Here is a 19,387-nt window from a genome sequence, read left to right as displayed (position 1 = left end):
TCATCCAGACTTGTGTATCCTGCCCCAGCTTTGCAAAGCCTCACACGCGCCTGGCGCAGACTTTTCAATCACTCTTGCGAGGAACGACGAGATGCATGAGATCCCGAATCTTCCCTTCCCAAGCCTGAACCCAGAAGAGCCAACCGTTACCGTCCACGCCGAACCGGCAGCTGCCGTCGAGCAGGATGGTGACGATCAATCCAGCGCCGACCAGGAATAACTGCGCATCCCCGACTGTGTGAAAACGGCTGACCTGCGGGCAACCTCCGTCATCACGTTTTCACACCGTCCAGAACTCACGTAGGCCGTCATGCCCGATTCACCCCGCCCCGTTGCAGTCACGCTGCAAGTCGTCTCCATCGTCCTCTTCACCTTCATCGGCTACCTGAACATCGGCATCCCGTTGGCCGTGTTGCCCGGCTATGTGCACAACGATCTGGGCTTCAGCGCCGTGCTCGCCGGCCTGGTTATCAGCGTGCAATACCTGGCTACCCTGCTCAGCCGCCCTACCGCCAGCCGCATCATCGACAACCACGGCAGCAAGAAGGCGGTCATGTATGGCCTGTTCGGCTGCGGCCTGAGCGGGGTATTCATGCTCGCTTGCGCCTTCCTCACTCAGCTGCCCTGGGTCAGCCTGGCCTGCCTGCTGGTTGGCCGATTGGTGCTCGGCAGCGCGGAAAGCCTGGTGGGCTCTGGTTCAATTGGCTGGGGCATCGGGCGGGTCGGTGCCGAAAACACTGCCAAAGTGATCTCCTGGAATGGCATCGCGAGTTACGGCGCGCTGGCCATCGGTGCGCCGCTGGGCGTGCTGATGGTCAACGGCCTGGGGCTGTGGAGCATGGGTGTGAGCATCATCCTGCTATGTGCGCTCGGCCTGCTGCTGGCGTGGCCGAAACGCGCCGCGCCGATCGTCACAGGCAAGCGCCTGCCGTTCATGCAGGTGCTGGGCAAGGTGTTCCCCCATGGTTCGGGGCTGGCCCTGGGCTCGATCGGCTTTGGCACCATCGCCACCTTCATCACCCTGTATTACGCCAGCCGTGGCTGGGCCAATGCAGCGCTGACCCTGAGCCTGTTTGGTGCCAGCTTCATCAGTGCGCGGCTGCTGTTCGGCAACCTGATCAACCGGATTGGCGGGTTTCGCGTGGCCATCGCGTGCCTGTCGGTGGAAACACTGGGGCTGCTGATGCTGTGGCTGGCGCCCAGCGCCGAACTGGCATTGGCGGGTGCAGCGCTGAGCGGGTTTGGCTTCTCGCTGGTATTCCCGGCGCTGGGCGTTGAGGCAGTGAACCAGGTATCGGCGGCCAACCGCGGGGCGGCGGTGGGGGCGTATTCGCTGTTCATCGATTTGTCGCTGGGGGTGACCGGGCCGCTGGTGGGCGCGGTGGCGGCGGGGTTCGGGTTTGCTTCGATGTTTCTGTTTGCGGCGGCTGCGGCTGCTTGTGGGTTGGTGCTGAGCCTGTATTTGTATCGCCAGGCGCGCCGGCGTAGGGACCGTACAGCAGAAGGCTGACAGTTGTATTGCCGGGGCGGGCCTCTTCGGGGAGTGTCAGGTTTTTTGTGTGCGGGCCGGTAACGGCCTGCCGCCCGGCAGGCCTTGATTTCACCAGGTTGGCCTGATGAACCGATCTCCGTACAGAATCGCAAATTGATTCATCGCACTTTTCCAGTCATGCGCCGCTGACCCCCAGTTCGCTGTGATGTTGCGCAGCCCCAGCCAGATCAGTTTGGTCGCCGCGTCGTCGTTCGGGAAGTGACCGCGGGTTTTGATGATCTTGCGTAGCTGAGCGTTGATACTCTCGATGGCGTTGGTGGTGTAGATCACCTTCCGGATGGCCGGTGGGAAAGCAAAGAACGGAATCACTCGATCCCACGCCCGTCGCCAGGCAGTCACCACTGTTGGATATTGCGTGCCCCAAGGCCCGCTTTCAAACTCATCCAGTGCCTGTTCAGCCGCCTGGGCGTTGATGGCCTGATAGATCGGTTTGAGAGCCTTGGCCAAGGCTCGACGCTTGTCCCAGGCCGCATAAGCGAGGCTGTTGCGGATCAGGTGGACGATGCAGGTCTGCAGTGTCGTCTCCGGAAATACTGCACTGAGCGCTTCCGGCATGCCTTTGAGGCCGTCGGTTACGGCAATCAGCACATCCTCGACGCCGCGCGTCCTGAGGTCATTGAACACCTTCATCCAGAACTTCGCACCTTCGGTGTTCTCAATCCAGATGCCAAGAATATCGCGCGTTCCATCTGGCAAAACGCCCAGTGCCAAGTAGATCGCTTTATTGCGAACCAAGCCTTCTTCGCGAATTTTGACCCGCAGAGCATCAAAGAAAATGACCGGATACATCGGTTCCAGAGGCCGCTGTTGCCACGCGCCAATCTCCTCCATGACCTCGTCGGTCACGGAACTGATGAAGTCGGGCGAGACCTCTGTTCCATACTGCTCGGAGAGAAAGGCACGGATTTCTCTGACCGTCATACCGCGGGCATACATGGCGATGATCTTGTCGTCAAAACCGGTGTAACGGCGCTCATGTTTGGGGATCAAAATGGGCGAAAAGCTGCCATCCCGGTCACGAGGGATATCCAGCCTTAGCGGGCCATCACCAGTGAGTACCGTTTTGCCGCTCTTCCCATTTCGCTGGTTTGTTTCATCCTCCGGGCGCTGCGCGCCCGGTGGATAGCCCAGGTGATGACCCAGTTCGGCATTCAAGGCTCGCTCTATCAGCGCCTTCTTGAATGCCGCAGAGGCCTCTTCGATGGCTTCTGCGGTCATCAGCGGAACAGCGGAAAACTGTTCCAGCAGCTCTTGCGGAACCTTTGGTAACTCTCGGAGCGGTTTTTTTTTGGTTGGCATACATGCACCTCTTACTCATGTTATGCCCGAACACAAAATTTCTGACACCCTCCCTCTTCGCGGGTGAACCCGCTCCCACAGGTACAACACTGCCCTCAGGCCCTGTGACATCCCTGTGGGAGCGGGTTCACCCGCGAATGGGGCTGCCAAGCAGCCCCTAGGCGCCCTGTTGGTCAGCGCTGGGCGTACTGCAACACCACTTCCAGTGGGTGACGCATCTTGCGCTCGGTCATGCGTTTGACCTGGCTGCGGCACGAGTAACCGGTCGCCAACGGCTCTCCCTCCTTGTCCAGCTTGGTCGCCCACGACTGCTCGAAGATGGTCCGCGAGGTTTCCTGGTTGCGCGCCTCGTGCCCATAGGTGCCGGACATGCCGCAGCAGCCAGTGGCCTCGGTTACCAGGTTCAGCCCCAGGCGGGCGAACACCTGCTCCCACTGTCGGGTACTGGCCGGCACATTGGTCTTCTCGGTGCAGTGCGCCATCAGGCGGAAATTGCCCGGGGCGGCCGGTGCCTGCTCGGGCAGCACATCCATCAGCCATTCCTGCGGCAGCAGCACCTTCGGGCAACCCTCCAGGCCTGGCACCTTCTGGTACTCCTGGCGATACACCAGGGTCATCGCCGGGTCCAGGCCCACCAGCGGCACACCACAGTCGGCCAGGGCCTTGAGCTGGGTGCCGTTGCGGACCGCCGCCTTGGCGAACGCCCCAAGGAAGCCCTGCACATGCAGCGGCTTGCCGTTGGCGCTGTACGGCGCCAGGAACACCCGGTGGCCCAGGCGATGGGCCAGGTCGATGAAGGCCGACAGCAACGGTGTTTCGAAGTAGCGGGTAAAGGCATCCTGCACCAGCACGATGCTGCGCTCGCGCTGGGCCGGAGTCAGTTCACGCAGGGCCGGCACGCTGGCCACGCCGACATGGCAGCGGGTCAGGGTGGCCTGGAAGTTGAAGCGGCTGATCAGCGGGCTGTCGACCATGCCGACCTTGTCCGCCAGCAGCTTGCTCACGAATCCGGAGCCCATCACCGCGTTGTACAGCCCCGGTGCATGCGCCAGGTACGGGACGGTGAACTCCAGCGAACCGATCAGGTAGTCACGCAGCGGGCGCTGGTAGCGACCGTGGTACAGCTCGAGGAAGCGCGAGCGGAAGTCCGGCACATTGACCTTGATCGGGCACTGGCCGGCGCACGACTTGCACGCCAGGCAACCGGCCATGGCGTCGTACACTTCATGGGAGAAGTCTTCCTGGCCCTGGCTGCGCGCACGGTTGTTGCGCAGGCGTGCGGGCAGGCCCCTGAGCCACGACACCTTGTTGCGCGCCGCAGCCAGCACGTCGATGTTCGCTGCGCCTTGCAGGCGCAGCCACTCGCGCATCAGCGAGGCACGGCCCTTGGGCGAATGCTGGCGTTCACGGGTGGCCTTCCACGACGGGCACATGGCGTCGTTGGGGTCGTAGTTGTAGCAGGCGCCGTTGCCGTTGCAGTGCACGGCGCTGGCAAAGTCCTGCCAGACACGCTCGTCGATGGTGCGATCAAGGTCGCCGCGCAGGGGCACGCCATCGACCTTGGTCAGGCCTTCGGCGCTGTCTGGCGGCGTGCAGATCTTGCCGGGGTTGAGCTGGTTGAAGGGGTCGAAGGCGCCCTTCAGGCGCTGCAGCGCCGGGTACAGTTCGCCGAAGTATTCCGGCACGTACTCCGAACGCAGACCCTTGCCGTGTTCGCCCCACAGCAGGCCGCCGTAGCTTTTGGTCAGTGCCGCCACGGCGTCGGAAATCGGCTTGACCAGTGCTGCCTGGGCCGGATCTTTCATGTCCAGTGCGGGGCGCACATGCAGTACGCCAGCATCGACGTGGCCGAACATGCCATAGGCCAGGCCGTAGCCATCGAGCAAGGCACGGAAGTCGGCAATGTAGTCGGCCAATTGCTCTGGCGGCACGGCGGTGTCTTCCACGAAAGGCTGCGGCCGCACCTCGCCTTCGACGTTGCCCAGCAACCCGACCGAGCGCTTGCGCATGACGTAGACGCGGGTAACCGCTTCAGATCCCTCGGCCAGGGTATGGCCCAGGCGCTCGACACTGGTGTCGGCTTGCAGGTGCTCGACAAATGCCTGCACCCGGGCGTTGACCTCGGCCGGCTCGTCGCCGCAGAACTCCACCAGGTTGATACCCAGGGTCGGGCGCTCAGGGTCGGCCGGGAAGTATTCGGCAACGCTGTGCCAGACGATATCCTTCATCGCCAGCATCAGCACCTTGGAGTCGACGGTCTCGATCGACAGCGGCTTGTGCGCCATCAGCGCATTGGCGTCACGCAGGGCATCCATGAAGCTGGTGTAGCGCACGTTGACCAGCACCGCGTACTTGGGAATCGGCAGCACGTTGAGCTTGGCCTCGACCACGTAGCCCAGCGACCCCTCGGCGCCGCACAGCACGCTGTTGAGGTTGAAGCGGCCCTGCTCGTCGCGCAGGTGCGCCAGGTCGTAGCCGGTCAGGCAGCGGTTGAGCCTGGGGAAGGTGGTTTCGATCAATTCGGCCTGGGTTTCCTGGATATCGCGGGCCATGCGGTACACCTCGCCGACCCGACCGGGCGTGGCGCAGGCCTGCTCCAGCGCAGCATCGTCGATCGGCAGGCTGTGCAGGTGCTCGCCACCCAGCAGCACGCTGTGCAGTTCCAGTACGTGGTCGCGGGTCTTGCCGTAGGTGCAGCTGCCCTGGCCGCTGGCGTCGGTGTTGATCATGCCGCCGACAGTGGCGCGGTTGGAGGTGGACAGCTCAGGGGCGAAGAACAGACCGTGGGGCTTGAGCGCAGCGTTGAGCTGGTCCTTGACCGTACCGGCCTGCACCCGCACCCAACGCTCCTCGACGTTGATTTCGAGGATCTTGTTCATGTGCCGCGACAGGTCGACGACGATGCCGTCTGTCAGCGACTGGCCGTTGGTGCCGGTGCCGCCGCCACGCGGGGTCAGCTTGACGTCCTGGAAGCGCCCTTCCCCCATCAGTGCAGCAACCCGCGCCACATCGTCGGCGTCCAGCGGAAACACCGCCGCCTGTGGCAGACGCTGGTAGATCGAGTTGTCGGTGGCCAGCACCGTGCGGGTGCCGTAGTCGGCACTGATCTGGCCGCGGAAGCCGCTGTTGCGCAGGGCTTCGAGGAATTCGGGGTAGTTGGCGCCGGGTGCAACGGTGGAAAGCTGGGCGATCATCGAAGGATGGCCTCTTGATATAGGCTAATTCACGGGATTCCTGTCGTCCCGGCATGGGTGTTTGCATGCAGGGATGACGTATAGACCAATGTTCCTGTAGTTTGGCGTCAGGGGCAAACGGATAATCCTGCCGCTATCAATGACTTTTATGAATGAATTACCGCCACCTGACACCGTCCATGTCGCTGCTGCTGGCTTTCGAGGCCGCCGCCCGGCATGAAAGCTACACCCGCGCCGCCGCCGAACTGTCGCTGACCCAGAGCGCGGTCAGCCGCCAGGTGCAGGCACTGGAGCAGCAACTGGGCCTGACCCTGTTCCGCCGTGAAGGGCGCCAGGTGCAGCTGACCGATGTTGGCCGCCTGTACCAGCGCGAACTCAGCGAGGCACTGGGGCGCATCCGCAGCGCCACGCTGCAGGCGCTGGCCTATCAGTCGGGGGTCGGCACCTTGCGCCTGGCCACCCTGCCCACCTTTGGTTCGAAGTGGTTGTTGCCCAGGCTTCATGAGTTCTACAGCGCTCACCCAGGGATGCTGGTGCACATTCATTCAAGGATCGAAGCTATCAACTTCGACACCAGCGAGATCGATGCGGCCATCGGCGTAGCCAGCCATGACCTGCCAGGGCTGATCTGCCATCGCCTTCACGCCGAGGAACTGGTGGTCATACTGCCGCCGGAAGCCGGCACAGATACTCAAGGCTGGGGCCCGGCACGAATCAGCCAGGAAGTGCTGCTCAACGTAGCGAACAACCCGCATGCCTGGGGCGAGTGGTTCTCGCACCACAGCCTGCCGCATCGGGGCATGCGCCTGGGGCCCAGTTTCGAGCTGACCTCGCACCTGATCCAGGCGGTACGGGCCGGGATCGGGATCGGCCTGGTGCCGAGAATCCTGGTTGACGAGGAATTGAGCAAAGGCGAGTTGTTTAGCCCAGGCAGCGCCATTGCCAGCCAGCGTAGCTATTACCTTGTCTACCCTTCGCGAAATGAAGCGCTGCCGTCGCTGAAAGCTTTTCGTGGCTGGCTGCTGGGGCAGATATAGGGAGTAAGCATTCCTGGAATTGTGCCTGCCCCCCTATCATTCATTCGGGGATGTTAACGTTCCACATATATGCCGCGCGCTGCATGGCCGCCTCGGTCAACGCCATACGCTGATCACGCAACCAGTCCGCCTCCCATTGGTTAAATGCCTCCATGCCCTCTGCATCATCTGCCTCATGTAACCGATTCTTTTCGATGATTCGTTGTGCTGGTAACTTGAAGCGTGCCGGCGACGTCCGCTCAAGGTATTTTCGCCAGTACGCTTGCTCACAAAACCATGGGGCCATTTCGGCAACCACTTGATGTTCCCGGATGTCCCTCAATACCCTAGGACGGTCTACAGCCCTTCGGTCAAACTCACGGGTAAAACGCATAACAGGACGGCGAATGGGAAGTTGCAGGTCATCGTACAGCTCGATTCGATACATCAACTGCACATCGACCGACTTCGCAGCCATTCCCAATTCAAAAGCATGCATCGAAGAAAACTCATCCAGCTTTTGCATCCGCCAAAATTGACCACCGACCCTCAACAACTCTGCCTCCGAGTGAGCTTCAGGATTTCGGATAAGCCCCCACGTCTGGATCTTCATCTCAAGATCGATAAAATGAGAGAGCGCATCATCACCACAGGTATTGACCTCCGACTCCCTGAAGAAATCAGCCCTGAAGCTGTATTGCTCCCGGGTGTCGGCCATCAGTTTTTCCCTGCCTGCATTCAACCCAGCTTCCTGTGCCAGCTCGTTCTCAACGATCGTGGCAAGTTCATCCTCTGTGATCACAAGCGAATCTCCGGCATCCTTGATCGCCTCCATCATCTCCTGCACCCGATAAGCAAGCTCATTCGCACCGTTATCAGAGGCGAACTCTGCAGAGGTACTCAAGCGTTTGAGGAGGTCGAAAAAATTATGCGAGCCGGGCAGTTCTTCAATACTCTGCCACAACGATGCCAGCTCATCCCTGAACTCCGGATCCACAGCGTCCTCCCACTGATAACGCTGAGGCACAGGATTCAGAATACTCTCCGGGTCATACCACCGCCTATCTGCTTCACCGCGCATTCCTACCCGGAATCTTCCCCTGCGCACGATGGGTGACGCCCAAAAATCCGGATCGAATGAAGTGATCGTAGTGTCCGTCAGTTCAAACCTTGACAATTTCTGGTGCCTCAACACTCCCCCCGGCATGCTCGGGAGCCGGGTAGAACAAAGCAACAATGACCTCAACTCCGGCATCCCGCTGATTGAAAAGCCAACGTTCAGCGGGTTATTCGACAAGTTCAGGTACAACAGCGCCGTGCAACTCTCCAGCACCTCCACCTGCCGGGCGTCCAGTTTTATTCTGTTCCCTGACAAGTCCAACGACGTCAACTGGCTACGAAGAAAGGGGGGCAAGGAAATTTTGCGAATTTGACCATTGGTCAGGTCAAGCGCCTGCAAGTTCGGGAACGCACGCAGAAAGTTTTCAGAAATTTCCGTCAATTCGGAGTCTCTCAGCGCGAACTGGGTCACGTGTGGGAAGACGATGGACTCCGGTAGCTCAGGAAGTTGCTGAAACCCCATCCCGATATCCCATAGCGCGCTTGGCACCTTGAGATCCAGAAATTTTCCGAGTATCGAAAGACGCCACCGCGCAATCAGTGTTTTGCGAAAACCATAACGCGCCAACCATTCAAGCTTGAACGCACCGAGCCGCTGCCAACGCGTCAAGCTGGTTTTCAATATTTTAAGCTGGCTCTCAAATTCACGTATTGCCGTCTCGGCATTTTCAGGCCCTGCGGCACTGAGCCACGCCTCGATCTGCTCGTCACTGGCGCCGGCGCACAACGTTCGTAGCCGGGTTGGCAGCGCGGCGGGCGGGCGGCTGCCGAACAGCCGGCCACCGCCTGAAAGTGGATAACCTATCCTGCCATCATCCAGACGTCTGGGCAGCAAGAAGGGCGCCGAAGGTTGATCACCTCCGAACAGGCTCTCAATGTCCTGCCGGCTTGTCATCCACTGCCTTGCCACTGCTTGCCGAAGGTTGACGGCAAAGGGCTCTGCGATCCCCATGGCAGCACGCTCTGCTGTGCTGAATGCATCGGCCAGGGTTTCAAACAATTCTCCGGGTGTACTTTCATCGTTGCCCTGCGCATCTCGCAACCAGAATGCACCGTCCTGGTAAAGCAAGCTTGAGGCAGTGGACTGGCTACTTGGCGCGGGCAATGCCAAGCGGCCTTGCGCATCTATCAAGTGCCAGCTTTTGTCAGCAGGCACGCCAGGCAGCCCCTGCACAAGCTTGAGGATAGCCCTGGCAAAATCGAACGTCTGCGGCACGTCGATCCACAAGCCTTCCCCCACTCGCGTCACCCTTATGCGCAAAACCCGCTCCCGCGCAGCCAGCGCCATGGCCAGCGGCACACGCCCCGATTCGGCCATCTGGGTGCGCTGGGCCTCACTCGCTTCGGCCAGCACCTGCTGCGCAGCCAGCTGGTGCAGGCTGGCAAAAGCCCGCCGCAAAGGGCGAGTGGTTTCATCCATCACGTCCAAAGGCTCATAGAGCATCTGGAACAGCTGCCGTCGATGATCGGCAACGACTTGCGCCAAGCCTTCATCCGCCAACCCGGCGGCACCGGGAAGCTCATGCGCTTTGAGCAACAAAGGCCGGTCCGCGATCTGCTCACCGGAACGCAAGCATCGCTGCAGATCAGCCACGCGCTCGGCCATCAAAAACCGGTTTACCGTATCAATCAGCTCAACCTCGGGCGCCTGGCCAAAAACGTGCAAAGCCCTCAGGTGCAGGTCGCTGAGGCCATGCACGGCAATCACATGATCAACCAAGCTGCGTGGAAGCCGAGCGCACGGGCCGCCCAGTCGGCTGAACATCCGTTGAGTATCACTCCATTGCTCTGGCCGTTCGCTCCAGAGCCGCCATGCCCCGGCGCCATTGTGCTCCAGCTGAGGCGAATGATTCGCGTGCGGACGAAGGTACCATTCCCCGTCAACGCGCTCACTCACCTGGTAGTAAGCCCCATCCATCTCAATCCAGCTTTGCGCGTCCTGATGGTAGATCCCCTGCGCATCAACCACCGCAGTCACCGGTGGTGGCTGACTTACATAAGGCGCAAGATCCTGGTTCCACAGCTTTTCACTGCCGTCCTCCAATACAGCAGGCACCATGTCATCGACCATTACCGCTCGCTGCCACGCGTGTCGCACGGCAACACCTCCAACACCCACCGCTGCCACCATCGCCAGGGTCTTGCCCACGTTGAGCAGATGGTCCAGCGCTGCGGCGTCGTCGCCCTCGCGCCAACCCGCCGCGGCTTGAAAGGTTTCGTCCAGCAGGTCCCAGGCCATCACGGCCAGCAAGATAACTCCCAGCTGTGGAACAAACAGGCTGGCAAGCGTCAATCCCGCCCATCCCTCAGCGGCGATTCGCCGGTCATGCTCCGCCTGCGCTGCACTGTCGATCTGGGCTACAGGCACCGCAATCATGGCTGCGTCATGCTTGATCTGCCTGATCCGCCTGGCCGCTAGCCCCTGGAATAGCGAATCCAGGTCACGGGTCATGTGTTGATCCAGGTCTCGGGTAGCAAAATCAGCAACATCGCCCAGTCGCTTCTGCACTTCGGAAAAAAAATGCTGGCTGTCACGTCTGCGCACAAAGCGACTGAAGAACTTGCGATACTGCTCATCGCGCAAGCGACGCCCCAGCACCCTGCGTGCAAATCCTTCAAGATCGTCATTCACGCTCCACGGGCCCTGCGGATCCGCAGGTATGTAAACCAGTACGGCTTGGCTGGTATTACGTAAAACGCCCTCATCGATCACATCGAACACTACAATCTGCTGAAGCTCGCAACCGAGTGCCTGCAGTTTCTTGGCAACGACCGGAGCACCTGCCAGTCGACCGGGGCGACCTTGGCGGTAGAGACCGATCACCCACTCCAGTTGCAGTTCGCTGAGAATGCCGTCCGAGCGCGCTTTGAAGGCGTCGACCAGCATCATCGAGCGGATCTGCCTTTGCAGCGACTCAGCGAAGCTGTGCTCGCCTTCACCTCGACTTCGAGGCGCCTCCAACACCGATTGCAAATGGCTCTGGTATTTCCCGCCTATATCAAGGCTGCGGCACGCCTGAATGAATGCCCTGGCCGAAGGCTGCGCAATTTTCTGCCCTGCCAGATCGACCAGGCTATCCGCATTCATGCTGATGTGGTCCTTGCCGAAGTTCTGCAATGCCGCCCATAACAATGGAGTGTCGTACCAGTCGCGCTCTTGTATCGGTAGTCGACTCGTCGTCCAATGCACCGAAGGCGATGAATAGGTGTACCACTGGCGCAGGAAAAGCTTGTCCGGCGGCGCATTCAGCCCTACCTGAGCGGCAACGTGTTTGCGCGCAAACTCATTGATGCCCTGCACCCTGGAAAAGGTTGCGCAGAGCTGGCGTCGCGCGGCTAGCCCGGCGTGCAATGCCTCGCTCAGCAATGCAAAGTGCGTCGGGTTCAGCTTTTTCAACCAGCCAGGAAGCCGACTGGCAATAAAACTGTCCTGAAAGCTGCGCAGTTGTTCAGTCACATCGGACTGCGTGGAGTGATCGTCGTAAGCCATGTCTGCCTGGAACCCCGTTCATGAGTAGCTCCAGCATCGGCAGCGGCAACCTGCACCAGGCGGTATCCGGTTGCCACCTGTCATTACCCCCCGTGCGCACGACGATCGATGGCACCTTTGGACAAGGCAAAAAAAACCCGAAGCCAGTCACCTGGCTTCGGGTTGGGTGGTCAGCTACAGCGGCTTACTTGGCCACGCTAGCGGCAGCCGCACGCACCTGCGCCTTGCGTCGCGGTTTGACCATGTAGATCACGAACATCGCAAACAGCCACACCGGGATTGCATACACGGAAACCTGGATACCCGGGATCATCAGCATGATGCCAAGGATCAGCACCACGAAGGCCAGCACGACATAATTGCCGTACGGGTACCACAGCGCCTTGAACAGCGGCTTCTGGCCGGTGCGGTCCAGATGCTGGCGGAACTTCAGGTGCGAGTAGCTGATCATCGCCCAGTTGATCACCAAGGTGGCCACCACCAGCGACATCAGCAGTTCCAGGGCGTTTTGCGGCATCAGGTAGTTGAGCAGCACGGCAACCAAGGTAACCGCAGCCGACACCAGGATCGAACGCACCGGCACGCCGCGCTTGTCGACCTTGGCCAGCGACGCCGGGGCATCACCCTGCTCAGCCATGCCCAGCAGCATGCGGGCGTTGCAATAGGTACCGCTGTTGTACACCGACAGCGCCGCAGTCAGTACCACGAAGTTGAGCAGGTTGGCGGCAACGTCACTGCCCAGCAGCGAGAACACCTGCACGAACGGGCTGCTGCCATAGCTGCCACCCGAAGCGTCGATACTGGCGACCAGGGTGTCCCACGGCGTCAGCGACAGCAGCACCACCAAAGCGCCGACATAGAAGATCAGGATGCGGTAGATGACCTGATTGATGGCCTTGGGGATCACGGTTCTCGGCTTGTCGGCCTCGGCAGCGGTGAAACCGAGCATTTCCAGGCCACCAAAGGAGAACATGATGAACGCTAGGGCCATGACCAGCCCGCTGACGCCATGCGGGAAGAAGCCACCGTGCGACCACAGGTTGGTGATCGAGGCGTCAGGGCCACCGCTGCCACTGGTGAGCAGGTAGGCACCCAGGCCGATCATGCTGACAATGGCCACGACCTTGATGATGGCAAACCAGAATTCGGCCTCACCGAAGAACTTCACGTTCATCAGGTTGATGGCGTTGATCAGCAGGAAGAACGCCGCCGCCGTGACCCAGGTGGGGATCTCCGGCCACCAGTAGTGAACATACTTGCCGACCGCCGAAAGCTCCGACATGCCCACCAGGATGTACAGCACCCAGCAGTTCCAGCCCGACAGGAAGCCGGCGAAACCACCCCAGTAGGTGTGGGCGAAGTGGCTGAACGAGCCGGCCACCGGCTCTTCGACGATCATTTCGCCAAGCTGGCGCATGATCATGAAGGCGATGAAGCCGCAGATGGCGTAGCCAAGGATCATTGACGGGCCGGCGGATTTCATCACGCCTGCCGAACCGAGGAACAGGCCGGTACCAATTGCACCGCCGAGGGCGATCAATTGGATGTGACGGTTCTTCAGGCCCCGCTTCAGCTCGCCTGAATGCATGTTTTGTCCACTCATGAACGAAGTCACCTGCATTGTTTTTATCTGTGACGGAATCGGACCCACCGCGCTCGTGGCGCAGCGGAATGGGCAAGGTGGTTACCTTGGGTTTCTTGACCTCGGTTGCCGCCGAAGCGGATCAGCCGGGCGTGATCAAGAGTGCGCGGTACGCAAAGGAGTCACAGGTAAAACGCGGCGCACTGTATACCCCTGCAAACGCGCAGGCGTCAACGCGTTGCATCGTTTCCTTGGGAAAAAACGCAGCGATCCTGTGGTATGGGCCTTGAAAGGCGGAGTGATCGGCGTACATGGCGCCTCCATTTGTTGTTTTGTCAGCCAGGCTCTGTGGACGGGCTCTTGCACGGGGCAATGGCGGCTATAACACCGTGGTACGGGGGTTTGGGCAAGGGTGGGCAAGGGCCGCGCGGCGGGTTTGGGGCAGGCGTAGCGGCAAGGTTTGTTTACAGGATTGGGCATCTTCTGAAATGCGAAGTGAAATGGCTCAGGTTTGTATAAATTTCTTTACAGCGTGGTTCGGGAACTTGCCAGTCGTCCGAAAAAATTCTTTTGCTTCAGTATGTTAGGGCTGCTTTGCAGCTCCGGGTTCTCAACAGGCATAAAAAAACCAGCCCGAAGGCTGGTTTTCTCTATCGCAAAGGCTGATCAGCCACGCGGCTTGCCGCGACCACGGCCGGCCGGCTTGGCGCCGTCAGGCTTGGCCGGACGCTTGCGCATATCGCTCGGGCGTTCTGCCACGGCGCTGCCACGGCTGCCCTTGCGCGGGGCTTCTTCACGCGGCTGACGCGCTGGGCGCTCGCCAGCAGCGGCACCTTCCTGGGCAGGGCGCAGGCTGCGCACGCGCTCGCCACGGCCCAGCGGACGGGACGATTTGCGCTGCAGGCGCTCCATCTTGTCCTTGGCCTTGAGGTTCAGGGTCGGCAGCGCTACCGGCTGCAGGCCAACCTCGGCGGCAAGGATGTCGATTTCGCCCTGGCTCATTTCGCGCCAGCGGCCCATCGGCAGGTCGGAGTTGAGGAATACCGGGCCGAAACGCACGCGCTTCAGGCGGCTGACCACCATGCCCTGGGATTCCCACAGGCGACGTACTTCACGGTTACGGCCTTCCATCACCACGCAGTGGTACCAGTGGTTGAAGCCTTCGCCACCCGGTGCCTTCTGGATGTCGGTGAACTTGGCCGGACCGTCTTCCAGCATTACGCCGGCTTTCAGGCGCTCGATCATTTCGTCGTCGACCTCACCACGCACACGTACCGCGTACTCACGGTCCATCTCGTAGGACGGGTGCATCAGGCGGTTGGCCAGTTCACCGTCGGTGGTGAACAGCAGCAGGCCGGTGGTGTTGATGTCGAGGCGACCGATGTTGATCCAGCGGCCTTCTTTTGGCCGTGGCAGGCGGTCGAACACGGTCGGGCGACCTTCCGGGTCGTCACGGGTACAGATTTCGCCATCGGGCTTGTTGTACATGATCACCCGGCGGGTGGCCTCGGCGGCCTCCTCGCGCTTGATCAGCTTGCCGTCCACGGCAATGGCGTCGTGCAGGTCGACGCGCTGGCCGAGGGTAGCAGCAACGCCATTGACCTTGATGCGGCCCTGGCTGATCCAGGCCTCGACGTCACGGCGTGAACCGACGCCAATGCGCGCCAGCACTTTCTGCAGCTTTTCGCCGGATGGAGGGGTGATCTCGGTATCTTGCAGGTTTTGCTCACTCATCTGGGCACCTCCCGGTGTAGGAATGAAAACAGGTTTCTGGCGACGAATGCGCCAAAAGGCCGCGCATCATACGCGGTTCGGCGGGTGAACGCACTGGAGCGTAGAGGGTTTTGTGGGCATTGGCAGGGGTTTCTGCCAGATGGTGATGTGGAGGCACTGCCGGCCCTATCGCCGGCAAGCCAGCTCCCACATGGAGATCACAGGTCCTGAGAGTGGTGCGATCCCTGTGGGAGCTGGCTTGCCGGCGATAGGGCCGGTGCAGGCAACTGCAGAGTCAGGGCTGTACCTTGCCCTGTTCTTCCACCGACACCACAGGCTCCTCTTCCCGCAAATCATCAAAGTCGGTCTTCAGCCCTTCCTCCATGGCATCCAGCTCCACCAGCAAGCTGCGGAAACTGGTCTCATCCTTCGGCTCTGCAGGCTCTTCGTCTTCACCAAGGCTGGCATCGGCCAACGCCTGCAGGTGTGCCGGCACCGGCGCATCATCCGGGTCCAGCAACGGCTCAGGTTCCATTTCCCGCAGGTCGGCCAAAGCCGGCAGGTCTTCCAGGCTCTTCAGGTTGAAATGGTCGAGAAACGCCTTGGTAGTGGCGAACATTGCCGGCCGGCCGGGCACTTCACGGTAGCCAACCACGCGAATCCACTCGCGCTCCATCATGGTCCTGATAATATTGCTGTTTACCGCCACGCCGCGCACGTCCTCGATCTCGCCACGGGTGATGGGCTGACGGTAGGCGATCAACGCCAGGGTTTCGAGCAGCGCACGCGAATAGCGCTGTGGGCGCTCCTCCCACAGGCGACCGACCCAGGGGGCATAATCCTCGCGAATCTGCAGGCGGTAGCCGCTGGCTACCTCCTTGAGCTCGAAGGCGCGGCCACTGCACGACTTGCCCAGCACCTCCAGGGCCTGCTTGAACACCCTGGGCTCTGGCCGTTCGGCCTCTTCAAGCAGTTCGTACAGACGCTCCAGTGATTGCGGCTTGCCCGAAGCCAGCAGAAAGGCTTCGATCAGCGACGCCAGGTCGCGGGGTTCATTCAGGTTCATCAGGTTCTTCAACAAGCGCCGGGCGAAGCCGCACGTGAATGGCGGCGAAAGGTTCATTCTGCAGCAGTTCAATCAGCGATTCCTTGACCAGCTCGAGAATCGCCATGAAGGTCACCACCACGCCCAGCTTGCCTTCCTCCGCGGAAAACAGCTCGACGAACGGGACAAAGGCGCCACCCTTGAGCCGTTCCAGCACCTGGCTCATGCGCTCGCGGGTAGACAAGGTCTCGCGGCTGATCTGGTGGCTCTCGAACAGGTCATTGCGGCGCATCACCTCGGCCATGGACATCAGCAGCTCTTCCAGGCTGACCTGGGGCAACAACTTGCGAACCTTGGCCTGCGGCGCTTCCAGCCGTGGCACCACGACCTCACGACCAAGCCGCGGTAGCTCGTCGATGCCTTCGGCAGCGGCCTTGAAACGCTCGTACTCCTGCAGGCGGCGGATCAGTTCGGCGCGCGGGTCGCCCTCCTCCTCCTCGACGTCGGCCGAGCGCGGCAGCAGCATGCGCGACTTGATCTCGGCGAGCATGGCCGCCATCACCAGGTACTCGGCGGCCAGCTCCAGGCGCACGCTCTTCATCAGTTCCACGTAGCCCATGTACTGACGGGTGATCTCCGCCACCGGGATGTCGAGGATGTCGATGTTCTGCTTGCGGATCAGGTACAGCAACAGGTCCAGCGGGCCTTCGAAGGCTTCGAGGATGACTTCCAGGGCGTCTGGCGGGATGTACAGGTCCAGTGGCAGCTCGGTCAGGGCTTCGCCGTAGACCAGCGCCAATTGCAGCTGCCGAGGCAGGTCGGCCTGTTCGGCCGGTGCCTCGGGCGCGTCCACCTGGGTCACGCGCTGACCAGGAACGGCGAGGGATCGCCGCAGCCTTCGCGGATCAGCGCAGGCTCATCGCCGGTCAGGTCAATGATGGTCGATGCCTTGAGGTCGCCGTAACCGCCATCGATGATCAGGTCGACATGGTGCTCCAGGCGCTGGCGTATCTCATACGGGTCGGTCATCGGTTCTTCTTCGGGCGGCAGGATCAGGCTCACGCTCATCAGCGGTTCACCCAACTCTTCCAGCAGCGCCAGCACAATCGGGTTGGACGGTACGCGCAGACCGATGGTGCGGCGCTTTTCGTGCATCAGCAGGCGCGGCACTTCCCGGGTCGCGTTGAGGATGAACGTATAAGGCCCAGGCACATGCGCCTTGAGCAGGCGAAAGGTGGACGTATCGATCTTGGCGAACAGCCCCATTTGCGACAAGTCGCAACACAACAGGGTGAAGTTGTGCTGCTTGTCAAGCTGGCGCAAGCGCCGGACCCGCTCGATGGCGCCCTTGTCGCCAATCTGGCAACCGAGCGCATAGGCAGAATCGGTCGGGTACACCACCACGCCACCCTTGCGGATGATCTCGACGGCCTGTTTGATCAGGCGCGCCTGCGGGTTTTCCGCATGAATCTGGAAAAATTGGCTCACGTAGTCTTCCTGTTCATACCGCCATAGGCTGTTCATGGCTGAATCGGCGCCACAGAGGTGGCAGGTCCTCGGGCAAGGGCCGGTAGGCACCTATCTCGCCCCAGGTGCCGGGGCCGTGGAAATCACTGCCAGCGCTTGCCAGCAGGCCGAACTCTCGGGTGAGGATGGACATCGTGCCCACCTGCTCGGCTGGCATCATTCCGTTGACCACTTCCAGTGCCTGCCCGCCTGCCTGAATATAGTCGGCAATCAGCCTTCTGCGCTTGCTGCGGGTCAGGTCGTAGTGCATGGGGTGCGCCAGGCTCACCCAGGCTTTGGACTGCCGCAGGGTGGCAACGGTTTCGTCGAGGGTCGGCCAATGCTGCTTGACGTCGCCCAGCTTGCCGGCGCCCAGCCACTTGCGAAACGCTTCGCCGCGGTCCTTGACGTGCCCGGCACGCACCAGGTACTCGGCAAAATGCGGGCGCGCCGGGGCGTTGCCGCTGTCGCCCAGCTCCTGCTGCACGGCGCGGGCGCCGTCCAGCGCGCCGGGCATGCCTTTGGCCGCCAGCCGTTTGTCGATTTCTTCGGCGCGCAACCAGCGGCCGCGGTGCAACGCCTCGATCGCTGCCAGCAAAGGCGGCGCGTCGAGCGGGAAGTCATAGCCCAGCACGTGGATGGTTGCACCACCCCAGGTGCACGACAGTTCAACGCCACTGACCCAGCGCATGCCCACGTCCCGGCAGGCCTGGCGCGCTTCAGGCAGGCCTTCGAGGGTGTCGTGGTCGGTCAGGGCCAGCGTCTGCACCCCGTGTTCAAAGGCGCGGGCAACCAGTACAGAGGGCGCCAGGGCGCCGTCGGAGGCCGTGCTGTGACAGTGCAGATCAACATTCATGGAGGAGCGCTTTCGCTGGATTCGATGTTTGTTATTATGCCGTCACATCCCGATTCTGGCTGCCATTGTGAAACAATTCATCGATTTCATCCCGCTGCTGCTGTTCTTCATCGTCTACAAGCTCGACCCGCGCCCTTTGGAGGTGGCTGGCCACAGCTTCGAATTCGGCGGCATCTACAGTGCCACGGCCATGCTGATCATCAGCTCGCTGGTGGTCTACGGCGCGCTGTTCCTGCGCCAGCGCAAGCTGGAAAAGGGCCAGTGGCTGACCTTGGTGGCCTGTCTGGTGTTCGGCGGCCTGACCCTGACCTTCCACAGCGAAACCTTCCTGAAGTGGAAGGCGCCGGTGGTGAACTGGCTGTTCGCCCTGGCCTTTGCCGGCAGCCACTTCATCGGTGACCGGGTGCTGATCAAGCGCATCATGGGCCATGCCCTGAGCCTGCCCGATGCCATCTGGGCGCGCCTGAACGTGGCCTGGATCGCGTTTTTCCTGTTCTGCGGTGCGGCCAACCTGTTCGTCGCCTTCACCTTCCAGGAATTCTGGGTCGACTTCAAGGTGTTCGGCAGCCTGGGCATGACCGTGATCTTCCTGGTGGCGCAAGGCGTTTACCTGTCGCGCCACATGCACGATGACCCCTCTACCTCCAAACCCAAGGATTGACATGCTCTACGCCATTATCGCCAGCGACGTCGCAAACTCCCTGGAAAAGCGCCTGGCCGCACGCCCGGCGCATATCGAGCGCCTGCAGCAGCTGAAGGCCGAAGGCCGTGTGGTGCTGGCCGGCCCACACCCGGCCATCGACAGCAACGACCCGGGCGAAGCGGGTTTCAGCGGCAGCCTGATCGTTGCCGAGTTCGATTCGCTGGCTGCGGCGCAGGCCTGGGCCGATGCCGACCCTTACATTGCTGCAGGCGTGTACGACAAGGTCGTGGTCAAGCCGTTCAAGCAAGTGCTGCCTTGATCTGAGACCGCATCGGCTTCTCGCGGCCGGGCCCGCGAAGAAGCTGACCGGTG

Annotated in this window: 14 protein-coding genes; 5 read left to right on the top strand and 9 right to left on the bottom strand. The window is 61.3% G+C overall.

All coding sequences use genetic code 11. From position 1 onward, the window contains the following. Positions 1 to 91: 91 nt before the first annotated feature. Both AC5O5I_RS06870 and AC5O5I_RS06865 read left to right on the top strand, forming a co-directional pair. On the top strand, positions 92 to 220 hold the full coding sequence (locus AC5O5I_RS06870) for a hypothetical protein (RefSeq protein WP_015271274.1): 129 nt from the start codon (positions 92 to 94) through the stop codon (positions 218 to 220). 90 nt (positions 221 to 310) lie between these two features. Then, a complete protein-coding gene (locus AC5O5I_RS06865) occupies positions 311 to 1,510 on the top strand; it encodes an MFS transporter (protein ID WP_494512251.1) in 1,200 nt (399 codons plus the stop codon). Positions 1,511 to 1,600: 90 nt separating this feature from the next. On the opposite strand, the gene AC5O5I_RS06860 is transcribed toward AC5O5I_RS06865, so the two are convergent. Together AC5O5I_RS06860 and ydiJ are read right to left on the bottom strand one after the other, a co-directional pair. Continuing rightward, positions 1,601 to 2,851 carry an IS256 family transposase gene (locus AC5O5I_RS06860; protein ID WP_494510981.1) on the bottom strand — a complete coding sequence of 417 codons (1,251 nt, stop codon included), beginning with the start codon at positions 2,849 to 2,851 and terminating at the stop codon, positions 1,601 to 1,603. Positions 2,852 to 3,024: 173 nt separating this feature from the next. Beyond that, complete coding sequence (ydiJ, locus tag AC5O5I_RS06855) at positions 3,025 to 6,045, bottom strand: D-2-hydroxyglutarate dehydrogenase YdiJ (RefSeq protein WP_494512250.1); 3,021 nt, start codon at positions 6,043 to 6,045, stop codon at positions 3,025 to 3,027. Positions 6,046 to 6,197: 152 nt separating this feature from the next. Between ydiJ and AC5O5I_RS06850 the strand changes: the two genes are divergently transcribed. Further along, entirely contained in the window at positions 6,198 to 7,082 is an 885-nt protein-coding gene (locus AC5O5I_RS06850) for a LysR substrate-binding domain-containing protein (protein ID WP_172222663.1), read from the top strand. A gap of 40 nt (positions 7,083 to 7,122) precedes the next feature. Here the strand turns inward: AC5O5I_RS06850 and AC5O5I_RS06845 are convergent, their stop codons facing one another. The 7 genes from AC5O5I_RS06845 to AC5O5I_RS06815 all read right to left on the bottom strand — a co-directional run bounded on the left by AC5O5I_RS06845 (position 7,123) and on the right by AC5O5I_RS06815 (position 18,372). After that, positions 7,123 to 11,670, bottom strand: a complete 4,548-nt coding sequence (locus AC5O5I_RS06845; protein WP_494512249.1) for a dermonecrotic toxin domain-containing protein — start codon at positions 11,668 to 11,670, stop codon at positions 7,123 to 7,125. Between the two features lie 184 nt (positions 11,671 to 11,854). Next, a complete protein-coding gene (locus AC5O5I_RS06840; RefSeq protein WP_172222658.1) occupies positions 11,855 to 13,273 on the bottom strand; it encodes an amino acid permease in 1,419 nt (472 codons plus the stop codon). Positions 13,274 to 13,918: 645 nt separating this feature from the next. Beyond that, complete coding sequence (rluB, locus tag AC5O5I_RS06835) at positions 13,919 to 14,986, bottom strand: 23S rRNA pseudouridine(2605) synthase RluB (protein ID WP_172222655.1); 1,068 nt, start codon at positions 14,984 to 14,986, stop codon at positions 13,919 to 13,921. A 274-nt stretch (positions 14,987 to 15,260) separates the two neighbouring features. Next, positions 15,261 to 16,031 carry an SMC-Scp complex subunit ScpB gene (gene scpB, locus AC5O5I_RS06830; protein WP_172287003.1) on the bottom strand — a complete coding sequence of 257 codons (771 nt, stop codon included), beginning with the start codon at positions 16,029 to 16,031 and terminating at the stop codon, positions 15,261 to 15,263. Next, entirely contained in the window at positions 16,018 to 16,872 is an 855-nt protein-coding gene (locus AC5O5I_RS06825; RefSeq protein ID WP_494512248.1) for a segregation and condensation protein A, read from the bottom strand. The genes scpB and AC5O5I_RS06825 overlap by 14 nt, the downstream gene beginning before the upstream one ends. Continuing rightward, positions 16,869 to 17,498, bottom strand: a complete 630-nt coding sequence (locus AC5O5I_RS06820) for an L-threonylcarbamoyladenylate synthase (RefSeq protein WP_172222650.1) — start codon at positions 17,496 to 17,498, stop codon at positions 16,869 to 16,871. The genes AC5O5I_RS06825 and AC5O5I_RS06820 overlap by 4 nt, the downstream gene beginning before the upstream one ends. A gap of 13 nt (positions 17,499 to 17,511) precedes the next feature. Further along, positions 17,512 to 18,372: a PHP domain-containing protein gene (locus AC5O5I_RS06815; protein WP_172222648.1), complete on the bottom strand. Its 861-nt coding sequence runs from the start codon at positions 18,370 to 18,372 to the stop codon at positions 17,512 to 17,514. A gap of 67 nt (positions 18,373 to 18,439) precedes the next feature. Here AC5O5I_RS06815 and AC5O5I_RS06810 point away from each other — a divergent pair, with 67 nt between their 5' ends. After that, positions 18,440 to 19,033 carry a septation protein A gene (locus AC5O5I_RS06810; RefSeq protein ID WP_494512247.1) on the top strand — a complete coding sequence of 198 codons (594 nt, stop codon included), beginning with the start codon at positions 18,440 to 18,442 and terminating at the stop codon, positions 19,031 to 19,033. A 1-nt stretch (position 19,034) separates the two neighbouring features. Further along, complete coding sequence (locus AC5O5I_RS06805; RefSeq protein WP_015271283.1) at positions 19,035 to 19,334, top strand: YciI family protein; 300 nt, start codon at positions 19,035 to 19,037, stop codon at positions 19,332 to 19,334. The last annotated feature ends 53 nt before the right edge of the window (positions 19,335 to 19,387 follow it).

This window comes from Pseudomonas sp. 9_2_1, assembly GCF_059295275.1.
Note: the sequence above shows the minus strand (reverse complement) of the source record. Positions and strands in the feature narration are given on the sequence as shown.

Bases quoted from the DNA above. Each gene is read 5' to 3' on its own strand.
- AC5O5I_RS06870 (WP_015271274.1), top strand. From the start codon at position 92: ATGCATGAGATCCCGAATCTTCCCTTCCCAAGCCTGAACCCAGAAGAG.
- AC5O5I_RS06865 (WP_494512251.1), top strand. From the start codon at position 311: ATGCCCGATTCACCCCGCCCCGTTGCAGTCACGCTGCAAGTCGTCTCC.
- AC5O5I_RS06860 (WP_494510981.1), bottom strand. From the start codon at position 2,851: ATGCCAACCAAAAAAAAACCGCTCCGAGAGTTACCAAAGGTTCCGCAA.
- ydiJ (WP_494512250.1), bottom strand. From the start codon at position 6,045: ATGATCGCCCAGCTTTCCACCGTTGCACCCGGCGCCAACTACCCCGAA.
- AC5O5I_RS06850 (WP_172222663.1), top strand. From the start codon at position 6,198: ATGAATTACCGCCACCTGACACCGTCCATGTCGCTGCTGCTGGCTTTC.
- AC5O5I_RS06845 (WP_494512249.1), bottom strand. From the start codon at position 11,670: ATGGCTTACGACGATCACTCCACGCAGTCCGATGTGACTGAACAACTG.
- AC5O5I_RS06840 (WP_172222658.1), bottom strand. From the start codon at position 13,273: ATGAGTGGACAAAACATGCATTCAGGCGAGCTGAAGCGGGGCCTGAAG.
- rluB (WP_172222655.1), bottom strand. From the start codon at position 14,986: ATGAGTGAGCAAAACCTGCAAGATACCGAGATCACCCCTCCATCCGGC.
- scpB (WP_172287003.1), bottom strand. From the start codon at position 16,031: ATGAACCTGAATGAACCCCGCGACCTGGCGTCGCTGATCGAAGCCTTT.
- AC5O5I_RS06815 (WP_172222648.1), bottom strand. From the start codon at position 18,372: ATGAATGTTGATCTGCACTGTCACAGCACGGCCTCCGACGGCGCCCTG.
- AC5O5I_RS06805 (WP_015271283.1), top strand. From the start codon at position 19,035: ATGCTCTACGCCATTATCGCCAGCGACGTCGCAAACTCCCTGGAAAAG.